The organism is Limibacterium fermenti (genome assembly GCF_041902845.1).
Classification (GTDB): Bacteria; Bacteroidota; Bacteroidia; order Bacteroidales; family Dysgonomonadaceae; genus Limibacterium; species Limibacterium fermenti.
On the sequence record NZ_CP159486.1, the window covers coordinates 1,928,549 to 1,940,370 of the forward strand.

Annotated in this window: 7 protein-coding genes; all 7 read left to right on the forward strand. The window is 45.0% G+C overall.

From position 1 onward, the window contains the following. Positions 1-75 precede the first annotated feature (75 nt). The 7 genes from ABNK31_RS08625 to ABNK31_RS08655 all read left to right on the forward strand — a co-directional run bounded on the left by ABNK31_RS08625 (position 76) and on the right by ABNK31_RS08655 (position 11,818). On the forward strand, positions 76-1,665 hold the full coding sequence (locus tag ABNK31_RS08625; protein WP_418895386.1) for a glycoside hydrolase: 1,590 nt from the start codon (positions 76-78) through the stop codon (positions 1,663-1,665). 17 nt (positions 1,666-1,682) lie between these two features. Continuing rightward, positions 1,683-4,118 (forward strand): sugar-binding domain-containing protein, encoded by a 2,436-nt coding sequence (locus ABNK31_RS08630; protein ID WP_418895248.1) that lies wholly within the window; start codon positions 1,683-1,685, stop codon positions 4,116-4,118. Positions 4,119-4,280: 162 nt separating this feature from the next. Then, positions 4,281-6,254, forward strand: coding sequence for a family 43 glycosylhydrolase (locus ABNK31_RS08635; RefSeq protein WP_418895249.1), 1,974 nt, complete (start codon positions 4,281-4,283; stop codon positions 6,252-6,254). Between the two features lie 54 nt (positions 6,255-6,308). After that, a complete protein-coding gene (locus ABNK31_RS08640) occupies positions 6,309-8,642 on the forward strand; it encodes a beta-galactosidase (protein WP_418895250.1) in 2,334 nt (777 codons plus the stop codon). 167 nt (positions 8,643-8,809) lie between these two features. Continuing rightward, positions 8,810-9,322 (forward strand): SPOR domain-containing protein, encoded by a 513-nt coding sequence (locus ABNK31_RS08645; protein ID WP_418895251.1) that lies wholly within the window; start codon positions 8,810-8,812, stop codon positions 9,320-9,322. Positions 9,323-9,389: 67 nt separating this feature from the next. Beyond that, positions 9,390-10,205: an MBL fold metallo-hydrolase gene (locus tag ABNK31_RS08650; protein ID WP_418895252.1), complete on the forward strand. Its 816-nt coding sequence runs from the start codon at positions 9,390-9,392 to the stop codon at positions 10,203-10,205. Between the two features lie 299 nt (positions 10,206-10,504). Next, complete coding sequence (locus ABNK31_RS08655; RefSeq protein ID WP_418895253.1) at positions 10,505-11,818, forward strand: hypothetical protein; 1,314 nt, start codon at positions 10,505-10,507, stop codon at positions 11,816-11,818. The last annotated feature ends 4 nt before the right edge of the window (positions 11,819-11,822 follow it).

Genomic DNA, 11,822 nt, shown 5'->3' on the forward strand with positions numbered 1-11,822 from the left:
AAGGTAATTATATTTCTGCCGCGGGTAGTTTAAAAGATTATTCCGCGGCAGTTTTTATTAAGCTACACTGTTATGATGAAATTCAAATATTATTTTCTCATTCTTTTTATAGTTGCATCTTTTTCGTGCAGTAAGAGTCCGACGACTCTCCCCATCCAATCCGGAACAATTTTTGAAAAGTCGATTACGATCGATATCGGAAAAACGTTTCAGACGATGGATGGATTTGGAGCTTCTGACTGTTGGACGGCTAACTATGTTGGCCGCGATTGGAGTTTCGATCAAAGAGAAGCCATCGCTCGCTTGCTCTTTTCAAAAGAGATTAAAGAGGGTGATCCGGAAGGAATCGGTCTTTCTATGTGGAGATTCAACCTGGGTGCCGGAACTTCTGAACAAGGCAATGCGAGTGGAATTGAAGATCAATCCCGCCGGGCAGAATGTTTTTTGAACGAGGACGGCACTTTTAATTGGCAAAAACAACAAGGCCAACAATTCTTTTTGGAAAAAGCGCATGAATATGGGTGTAACTCTTTCGTCATGTTTAGTAACTCTCCTCCGGTTTATTATACCTTTAACGGTAAAGGCTATTCCGACCGAGGGGCATATTCTAATCTCAAACCCGAGCATTATACCGACTTCGCTCTTTATATGGCGAATGTCGCAAGCTATTTTAAGAATAATAAAAATATTCCATTTTCTTATATAAGTCCGGTCAATGAACCGCAATATAATTGGGACGCACCTTCCCAAGAAGGGACAGGTTGGCAAAACAAGGAAATCAAGCATTTAGCAGTTGAATTAGATAAAGCGCTTACGCAACAAAATCTGGAATCAAAAATTTTAATTACCGAATCCGGTGACTGGGAATATCTCTATAAATCAAAAGGAAATGCAGGTCGTAGTAACCAAATAAAAGAATTCTTTTCCCCTCAGTCCGAAAATTATATAGGTGATCTTTCGCATGTTCCACCACTTATCGGGGGCCATAGCTATTGGACAGACGGGAATTGGAATACGCTTTCACAAGTACGTCAGGAGCTTGCTTCGGCTGCCGCTTCGCACGGATTAAAGATCTATCAAACCGAATGGAGTATGCTGGGAGATCATTACAATGATAAAGATTATCCGGGAAATGAAACATCAACATACCTTGATATCGCTTTGCATATGGCTAAAGTGATGCATCACGATCTTACAACCGCCAATGTTAGTTCCTGGTCTTATTGGACGGCGTTGGATATGGACCGCTGGAACCACAAAAATCGTTTCCTATTAATCAAATTAACGCCTGCCGGTGGCGCTTATGGCGATATCTCTCAGAGTGGTTCCCATGAGGCTATGAAAAACTTATGGGTACTGGGGAATTATAGTCTTTTTATACGTCCGGGCTATCAACGCATAGATTTAAATATTAAAAATCCTTCCGATTCATTTTTTGGGTCTGCCTGGTTATCTCCGTCAAAGGATAAGGTGGTAATTGTATTTACCAATATGACGGCCAACAGTCTGGAAGTCGCGCTTGATTTGAAAGGGATGAGCAAAAAACATCTTTCAATAAAACGGTACGTTACCTCATCAAGAAAAAATCTTCAAGAGGATATTCCCAAAGATGATATATGTATGGTAGATCCTCAGTCAGTTACTACATTTGTACTTCAATATTAATAAAATAAACGAGCATCATGAATAAGATCACTTTTATAATCTGTTCGATAAGTCTTTTTGCGACGGTCTCTTTATTGGGGCAAGTTTCTTTTGGAAAGCCGGAAAAAATAAATGAAGACTGGTTTTTTACACAGGACAATCCGGGGGATAAACCGATGTCTGAATTTAATGAATCCTCCTGGGACAAAGTAAATTTGCCACATGATTGGAGCATCAAAGAACAATTAAGCCCGACCTTAGCGAGTGCGACGGGTTACCTTCCGGGCGGTATAGGATGGTATGGAAAAGTGTTGACTATTCCGGAGGACAAGCAGGGAAATAAAGTCTATATTTATTTTGAAGGAGTTTATAACCGCAGTGAAGTATTTATAAACGGACAATCACTTGGTAAACGCCCAAACGGTTATGTCTCGTTTATGTATGATGTTACTCCATATATAAAATACGGAGAAGATAATTTTGTAAATGTGCGTGTTGATCATAGCCGATACGCCGATTCAAGATGGTATACCGGATCGGGGATTTATCGAAATGTATGGCTCGTATACGCTCATCCGGTACACATTACGCAATGGGGAGTTTATGCCCATCCGGTAGTGGACAAAAATAAAGGTATTCTTAAAGTGGAAGTTGAAATAGAGAATGGAACATCAGTCGCAACCGACGTGACTATATTGAATGAATTATTTGCTCCGGATGGTAAAAGAGTGGCAAATAATTCCAAAACAATATCTCTAAACTCAGGCGATAAAAGTAAAATAAATGCGGACCTTTTCGTAAGTAAACCGCTGCTTTGGGACATCACCGATCCCATTCTTTATACGCTTAAAACAACTGTTTTGAAAGATAAAAAGGCTATTGATCAAACAGAGGTTATCACAGGATTCCGAACTTTTAAATTTGATCCGGATAAAGGTTTCGCTTTAAATGGTGAATGGATGAAAATAAAGGGGGTTTGCATTCATCATGATGCGGGAGTATTGGGCGCGGCTGTTCCCGATCAAGTGTGGAAAGAACGTTTGCTTACCTTAAAAGAGATAGGTTGCAACGCTATACGCACGAGTCACAATCCCCAAGCACCGACTCTTTATAGGTTATGTGATGAATTAGGCATGTTGGTGCTAAACGAAATGTACGATGAATGGGAATTTCCTAAAAGAAAGTGGATAAAGGGATGGAATGTGGGTACACCCGGCTTTCAGGGATCTTATGATTTTTTTGATGAATGGGGAGAGCGAGATTTAGCCGATATTGTTCGCCGTGATCGGAATCATGTCTCTGTATTTGCATGGAGTATAGGCAATGAAGTGGATTATCCCAACGATCCTTATTCACATCCGGTGCTTGACGGAGGAAGAGATACCGGATTTACGCAGGCTATTTTTGGAGGATATAAAAAAGAGGCTCCGGATGCGATGCGATTAGGGGACATTTCGAAACGTTTGGTTGCTGTGGTAAAGAAATACGACACTTCTCGCCCGACAACTGCCGGATTGGCTGGTGTAGCGATGTCTAATGAGACTGAATATCCGAATGCATTGGATATTGTCGGCTATAATTATACTGAAAATCTATATGAAACTGATCACCGAAAATATCCGAATCGCATTATTTATGGTAGTGAGAATCGTCATGATATGGCCGCATGGAAGGCGGTAAGGGATAAGGACTATATATTTGGCCAATTCTTATGGACGGGCATTGATTATTTAGGTGAATCGGGGCAATGGCCGTCACGTGGATTTTATTCAGGATTACTTGATTTTGCCGGTTTTATGAAACCTCGCGGTTATTTTCGACAATCATTATGGTCAAATAAGCCTATGATTTATATCGGGACCTATCCTTTTCATAAAGAGGAAAAAGAGAAATATCTTTCGCAGGACGCTTATTCAATTTGGAATTATCATGAAGGGGACGGCATTCGTGTTGTTTGTTATACAAACATGCCCAAAGCTCGTCTTGAATTAAATGGGCAAATAATAGGGGAAGTCAAACAAAAGGATGATAATACAGGCATTATTTATTGGGAGGTACCTTATCGGGAGGGAAAGTTAGAAGCCGTGGGAATCGATCAATATGGAAAAGAGGCTTGCCGATATGCAATTCACTCGTCAGGTCGTCCTTATGCCATTATCGTTCAGGATGCTGTTAAAGAACTATCGAATGAAAAGAACATGGGAAAGATAGTGCTTCAGGTAGTAGACGAGAACGGAATCCCTGTAATGCTTGCGGATGATGAAATAACTTGTAAGATACAAGGTCCGGTTAAATTATTAGGAATGGAAGCAAGCAATAATTCGGATATGAGCGACTATACCGACAACAAACATCGGGTATTTCATGGAAGAATAGTAGTATATATTCAATCGGAGAAAAAAGAGGGAGATGCAATAATTGAATTTACGACTCCTTGGCTGAAAGGAACCAAAGTTGAAGTCAACGTAAAATAGAATTTGAGTATTCGTTTGATCCCTCACGGTTCCGGCTCTTTCTTTTAATGTATTACGCGGGAAGTGATAGTATTATATGATAGCCGCATTGCGGGATAGAAGAAAAGGGAGGGGAACACAAAGAGACAGACGAAAACAACGGATTAACGATAAATAAAAAAGATGAATAAAAGAAAACTCAACTGGTTAATAATAGGTCTTATCTGCGTCACCTTTGCAAAAGCACAGGTAAAAACGCAATTGGACGCGGTGACGCAAGACAAAATCGTGTGCGGGGAGCAGCAACCCGAATCGGAAAATTCGCAAACGGGCGCTTTTGAAGATACGTACGCAGGATATTTATTCGCCTACTTTACCGGAAACAATGTGGATAGGGAAGCGGTACGGTATGCCGTCAGTTACGACGGATACAACTATTATGCATTGAATGAGAACCGCCCCGTGATTGATTCAAAGAAAATCAGCTCGACCGGCGGAGTAAGAGATCCGCATATTTTGAGAGGCCAAGACGGCCGGACGTTTTACATGGTCCTTACCGACATGACCGCCTCCAAGGGGTGGGACTCGAACCGTGCGATGGTCCTGCTCAAGTCGTCCGACCTGATTCATTGGACTTCCAGCATCATCAACATCCAACAGAAATATTCCGGCCAGGAAGACCTCAAACGGGTGTGGGCGCCGCAAACCATCTTCGATCCGGAAGCCGGCAAATACATGGTATACTGGTCGATGAAACATGGCGACGGCCCCGATATCATTTATTACGCTTATACCAATGAGCAATTTACCGGCCTGGAAGGCGAGCCGGAGCCGTTGTTCCTTCCGCAAAATGGAAAGTCGTGTATCGACGGCGATATCATCCTCAAGGACGGGTTGTTCTATATGTTTTATAAAACCGAAGGGCACGGCAACGGAATAAAGCTGGCCACCACCCGGTCGCTCACCTCCGGACAATGGACGGAGCACGACGATTATAAACAACAAACCGCCGATGCCGTGGAAGGTTCCGGCGTATTCAAACGCATCGGTTCCGATAAATACATTCTGATGTACGACGTATATGGGAAAGGAAAGTATCAGTTTACGGAAAGTTACGATTTGGAAAACTTCCGTGTGATCGACCATGAAATATCGATGGATTTCCATCCACGCCACGGATCGATCATCCCCATTACCCAACCCGAACTGGACGGACTGCTAAAGAAATGGGGCAAGCCCGGTAAAACAGGCCCGGCTATTTCCAATCCCGTCTTAAAGGGATTCTTCGCCGATCCCGATGTGCTTTATTCCCACAAAACCGATAAATACTACATCTATCCCACCAGCGACGGTTACACCGGCTGGTCGGGGACTTACTTTAAAACTTTTTCTTCGGACGACCTGACCGAATGGAAAGACGAAGGGATTATCCTCGATCTTAATACGGACGTCTCATGGGCCGACCGAAACGCATGGGCGCCATGCATCATCGAAAAGAAAACGCCGGACGGATACAAGTATTACTATTATTTTACGGCAGCGCAAAAGATAGGTGTGGCAGTGGCCGATGATCCCGCCGGACCGTTTACCGATTCGGGAAAGCCGCTGATCGATTTCAGGCCGCAAGGAGTACGCGGCGGGCAAGAAATCGATCCCGAAGTGTTTTGCGATCCGGTCACCGGCAAAAACTATCTTTATTGGGGCAACGGTTATATGGCCGTGGCGGAACTCAACGACGACATGATCTCAATCAGGAAAAATACGGTTAAGGTGATGACGCCCGACAATACTTTCCGCGAAGCGATCCATGTGTTTTTCAGAAACGGAACCTATTATTTCCTGTGGTCCGAAGACGATACGCGCAGCGAAAATTACCGTGTGCGGTATGCCATGGCAAAGTCTCCCGCCGGCCCCTTGACTATTCCGGAGGATAACTTGATCCTGTCGAAAAAACCGGAAGAAGGGATTTACGGAACCGGGCACAATTCTACCGTAAAGCGCCCCGGAAAAGACGAGTGGTACATCGTTTATCACCGCTTTTACCGTCCCGACGGCATCCGGATGGGCGAAGCCGCCGGATATCACCGAGAAGTGTGTATCGACAAAATGAATTTCAGGGCCGACGGCACGATTATACCTGTCGTTCCCACGCCGTAGTATCCGACGTAGGGGAGCTGATAATCGACAACTATATCAACATTATAATAAAGGATGAAGAAAATTATTTTATGGACGGTTGCCTTAGCGCTGTTATTAGCCGGCTGCCGGAACGAAAAAGGAAAGTTCGAAGTCGGACAAAAAACATTCCTGCTCAATGATGCGCCCTTTGTGGTAAAGGCGGCGGAGATCCATTATCCCCGTATCCCGCGGGAATATTGGGAGCATCGTATCCGAATGTGCAAGGCGTTGGGCATGAATACGATCTGCCTATATATCTTTTGGAATATCCACGAACAGGAAGAGGGTAAATTCGATTTCTCCGGCAACAACGACGTGGCGGCCTTTTGCCGCTTGGCTCAAAAGCACGGCATGTATGTAATCGTACGCCCCGGTCCCTATGTGTGCGCCGAATGGGAAATGGGCGGACTGCCCTGGTGGCTGCTCAAGAAAAAGGATATCCGGCTGCGCGATAACGATCCTTACTTTTTGGAACGTACCCGCCTGTTCATGAACGAAGTGGGCAAACAACTCAAAGATTTGCAGATAACCAAAGGCGGGAATATCATCATGTTCCAAGTGGAAAACGAGTACGGGGCATATGGAACCAATAAGGAATACATCGCCAATATTCGCGATATCGTCAAGGAAGCCGGACTGGCTGAAGTGCCGCTTTTTCAATGCGATTGGAACTCGAATTTCGAAAATAATGCGCTCGATGATTTGGTATGGACCATCAACTTCGGGGCCGGAGCGAACATCGACGACCAGTTTAAACGATTGAAGGAATTGCGCCCCGAAACGCCCTTGATGTGCAGCGAATTCTGGTCGGGTTGGTTCGATCACTGGGGCGCTCCCCACGAAACCCGAAGCGCCGAAAGTTTGGTTGCAGGCTTAAAGGAAATGCTCGATCAGAACATCTCTTTTAGCCTCTACATGACGCATGGGGGAACCAGCTTCGGCCATTGGGGAGGCGCCAACTTTCCCAATTTCTCTCCCACCACCACCTCTTACGATTACGACGCGCCTATCAACGAATACGGCCGCGTAACGCCCAAGTTCTTCGAGGTGCGCCGCTTGTTGGAGCAATATCTGCCGCAAGGCGAACAACTTCCTCCCATACCCGATTCCATCCCCGCTATCGCCGTCCCCGAATTTGAATTGAATGAAACCGCCCGTTTATTCGACAATCTTCCCGACCCGGTGGCAAGCGAGGATATCCGGCCCATGGAATTTTTCGATCAGGGATGGGGCAGCATCTTGTACCGTACGAAATTAAAAGCTTCCGGCTTGAAGCAAACGCTGGCGATCACCGAGGCGCACGATTGGACGCAGGTCTTCCTGAACGGCGAAAAGATAGCCACACTCAGCCGGTTAAAAGGAGAGAGTTCCGTGGTGCTTCCCGCTTTAAAAGACGGGGATGTGCTCGATATTTTGGTGGAAGCCATGGGGCGCATGAATTTCGGTAAAGGAATTTACGACTGGAAAGGAATCACCGAAAAAGTCGAGCTTATTTCGGAAAACGGCGTCACTGAGCTAAAAGGGTGGGAGGTGTTCAGCTTCCCGGTCGATTACGCGTTTTCGAAAAACAAGGATTACCGTAAAGAGGCGAATCCCGAGGGCCATCCGGCTTACTATCGCGGTACCTTTAAATTGGATGAAACCGGCGACACCTTTCTCGATATGAGCCGGTGGAGCAAAGGCATGATATGGGTCAACGGAAAAGCCATCGGCCGTTACTGGCATATCGGGCCGCAGCAGGCTTTGTATGTGCCGGGATGCTGGCTCAAAAAGGGCGGGAACGAAGTCATCGTGCTCGACTTGGGCGGCCCCGAAGAAACCCGCTTAAAGGGATTGCGTGAACCCATCTTGAATGTCCTTTCGCTGAAAGGATCGGCCTATGCGCACCGTAAAACGGGTGAAAACCTCGACCTGAGCGCCGAAAATCCCGCTCACACCGGCTCGTTCGACGCCGGCAACGGATGGCAGCACGTCAAATTCGGAAAGACACAGGTTATCCGTTATTTTTGTCTGGAATCGCTGAACACGCACGGGGGCGATCCGTACGCCTCCATAGCCGAACTGGAATTGTCGGGCGAAGACGGAAAACCTGTTTCACGCCAACACTGGAAAGTGGTGTATGCCGACAGCGAAGAAACCAACGATGCCAATAACATCGCTTCCAACGTCTTCGACTTGCAGGAATCGACCTTCTGGCATACCGGTTACTCTACGATCGCCCCGCCGCATCCCCATCAAATCGTCATCGATCTGGGAGAAGACAAAGCCATCGGCGGATTTTCGTATCTTCCCCGCCCCGAATCGGGCAAGCCGGGAATGATCAAAGATTATAAAGTGTATGTAAAGAAATCACCTTTTAAACTATAATTTTTAACTATAAGAAGATAAAAAAGAGTACACTATCGGCTACTTTATTTATTTGTTTCCTGATTTAATTTATTTTCACACAGGCATGATGCTTTATATGCCTAACTTTATTACCTTTGCATAATTAATAAGCAATAGATACAAACTCATATAAATACTCAACACAGATGAAAAAAATTTATTTCGCTTTAGCATTCATTGGCCTATTGGTCTTAGGCACTTCTTGCAAGCCTAAACAAAGCGCTTATAAACAAGTATATGAAGCTGCCAAAGAAAGAGAATTGCAAGAAACCGCTTCACAGCCTACCACCGTGGTGAAAGAAGCTGCGCCGCTACCTCCGGTAGAAGTTTCGGTGAGAAAAGAAAAAGTGGAACCCGTATACGCTACCGATGCTGCAGGTCTTAAACGATACAGCGTGGTAATTGCTTCCTTAAGCGTGAAGTTAAACGCCGAATCCCTCAAATCAAGAATGGAAAATGAAGGATACCCGGTGATTTTGGCGCAAAACGAACAAGGAATGTACCGCGTCATTGTAGCTAGCTACGACGACAAGGATTCGGCCGTTGCTAAACGTCACGAAATACACCAACGTTATGCCGCATTGGGAAATACCGACTATTTAAGAAAAACGTACGGCGTTCCCTTTAACGACTTGTGGATACTCGAAAGACAGTATTGAAAGACGGTTTTTAAACAATATGGAAGCTACCCTGTTATAGGGGTGGCTTTTTTTGTGGAAATGAATTATGATTGTTCGTTTTTTAGGTACGGGAACGTCTACGGGTGTCCCTCAAATAGGATGTAATTGTCGCGTATGCCGCTCTTCCGATGAAAAAGATAAGCGGTTGCGCTCTTCTGTACGAATCGAAGTCGATGGAAAGGTTTTTTTAATCGATTGTACGCCGGATTTCCGGCAACAAATGATGCCGTTACCGTTTACAAAAATCGATGGGGTGTTGTTCACTCACGAGCATTACGATCACGTGGGCGGCATCGACGACTTAAGACCTTTTTCTCGCTTTGGGTCTATCGAGTTGTATATGGAACAGCGGGTGGAAGAAGCACTCTATCAACGTATGCCTTATTGCTTTGCCGAACATAAATATGAAGGGGTGCCCGATTTGAAAATTCATCGCATCGATGATACGCTTTCTCCTTTTTATATCGGCGACACGCCAATTATCCTCCTCCGGGCATTACATTACCATCTTCCAATATTGGGATTCAGAATACATAATTTCGCCTATTTAACCGATGTGAAAAGCATTCCGGATGAGGAGTTTTCGAAATTGAAAGAGTTGGAAGTACTTGTCGTAAGCGCTTTGAGGAAACAAGAGCACGTATCACATCAAAATCTGGCGCAAGCAATACGGGTAGCTGAAAGAGTAGGGGCCAAACATACTTTTTTCACCCATATCAGTCACGATATGGGACTACATGCTGAAGTCGAGACGGAATTACCCTCTTTCGCTTCTCTTGCTTATGACGGATTAGAGCTAGAGATACTAGATGCTTATTCGACTAATTTAGATACCGGCAAAAAAACTTCCGGTAAAATGTAGCGTTGCGATGTATCGAATATTGGTCCTTGATTATTAGAATCATAACATTTTCATCTTTCACGGACTCTTTCGGAATATGGGGGCATTTCGTTTTTTTAACCAAATGCAGCGCAGCATTTTTGCCCACTTTTCCGTCATGCTTATTAAAAAGGACAAATATTGTTGCTATATTTGTGCTGTTGTGCGAAAAAAACAGGCTAATAATAGTTTACACGGTTAAACGGTAACATCCATTTTTAGTCTTACGTATTGATTAAGCAAAAAATTCAACTAAACGAAATAAATATAGGGAGAAAACTATGAGAGCAAATAAATTTTTTATTGCAGCTATATTGGCGACAGTCCCCTTTTTAGGTTTCGCCCAAGAATGGGATGATATATATGCCGACCCGTCGCAGGAACGAATCGTTCCCGAACAGGAAAAACAAGCGATTCCTCAGAAGAAAGTCGTCGTTATTCAGGGAGATGTGTCTGGTATGAAAATTACGGCCAATGGACGGAATGTCGATGAATATAATCGTAGAGATGCCGATAACGTTTCGGAGCCAGATACGTTGAGCAACGATTCTACTTATCAACCGTATGAATATACCGATAGGATTATACGGTTCCACGATCCGGAATCGAGTATCAAAATTACGGGTGCCGACGAAGTAATCATATTTGCCAATGATGACATATATGACGATTATTACAGAAATCGATATAGTAATACCAATGTGTATTTTGGTACAGGATGGGGATGGGGCTTCAACTCTTACTATCCCTGGTATAATTCATGGTACGATCCGTGGTATTATGGCGGTTGGTATTCACCTTGGTCCTATAGCCGGTGGTACAGCCCCTGGTATTATGGAGGGTACTCTTCATGGTATTCGCCGTGGTATTACAGTAGTTGGTACGATCCATGGTATTATGGCGGATACGGTTACGGTGGGGGATACTATAAAGGGTGGTATGACGGTTATTACTCCAGCTTGCCTGTTAATCGGGCGGCCAGAAGTTCGGGCGCTTACCGTACCGCTTCTCCTCGAAGTTCCGCATCCATATCCGGGCGACATATCGGTTCGTCGCGTTCTTCTTCCCGGTCGGCTATAAACACAAGGGATGCCGTTTCTTCCCGAAGCTCCTCCCGAAGCGCTTCTGCTTACGGAAGAAATTCGGGTACGACTTCAAGAACCCGGATTATCGACAATTCCGGTAGAACGTATGAATCCAGAACGGGACGTATGGTTGACAGGTCTGCCACTTCACGTTCGCGCTCTTATGACGATGCGGTTACCCGTCAGGGACAATATAACAACAGAAGTACGGTTCCGTCGAGGAGCAGTTCGACTTATCAGAGAAGCGGTTCTTCTTCAAGGCAAGATGTTTTTTCGTCTCCATCAAGGAGCAGTTCTCCTTCGAGGAGTTCGACATACTCTTCTCCCGACAGAAGTTCTTCCTCGTCCTCGAGAAGTTCAACCTTTTCAACGCCGAGTCGCAGTTCTTCCAGCCGGTCATCTTCCACATTCAGTTCGCCTTCGGGCTCAAGCAGCAGAAGTTCGGGCGGCTCATATGGGGGCGGTAGCGGAAGAAGCAGTAGCAGCAGGAGTAGCGGTGGCCGCAGATAATTAT

Excerpts from the sequence above, each read along its gene's own strand:
- ABNK31_RS08625 (WP_418895386.1), top strand. The coding sequence starts at position 76 with ATGAAATTCAAATATTATTTTCTCATTCTTTTTATAGTTGCATCTTTT.
- ABNK31_RS08630 (WP_418895248.1), top strand. The coding sequence starts at position 1,683 with ATGAATAAGATCACTTTTATAATCTGTTCGATAAGTCTTTTTGCGACG.
- ABNK31_RS08635 (WP_418895249.1), top strand. The coding sequence starts at position 4,281 with ATGAATAAAAGAAAACTCAACTGGTTAATAATAGGTCTTATCTGCGTC.
- ABNK31_RS08640 (WP_418895250.1), top strand. The coding sequence starts at position 6,309 with ATGAAGAAAATTATTTTATGGACGGTTGCCTTAGCGCTGTTATTAGCC.
- ABNK31_RS08645 (WP_418895251.1), top strand. The coding sequence starts at position 8,810 with ATGAAAAAAATTTATTTCGCTTTAGCATTCATTGGCCTATTGGTCTTA.
- ABNK31_RS08650 (WP_418895252.1), top strand. The coding sequence starts at position 9,390 with ATGATTGTTCGTTTTTTAGGTACGGGAACGTCTACGGGTGTCCCTCAA.
- ABNK31_RS08655 (WP_418895253.1), top strand. The coding sequence starts at position 10,505 with ATGAGAGCAAATAAATTTTTTATTGCAGCTATATTGGCGACAGTCCCC.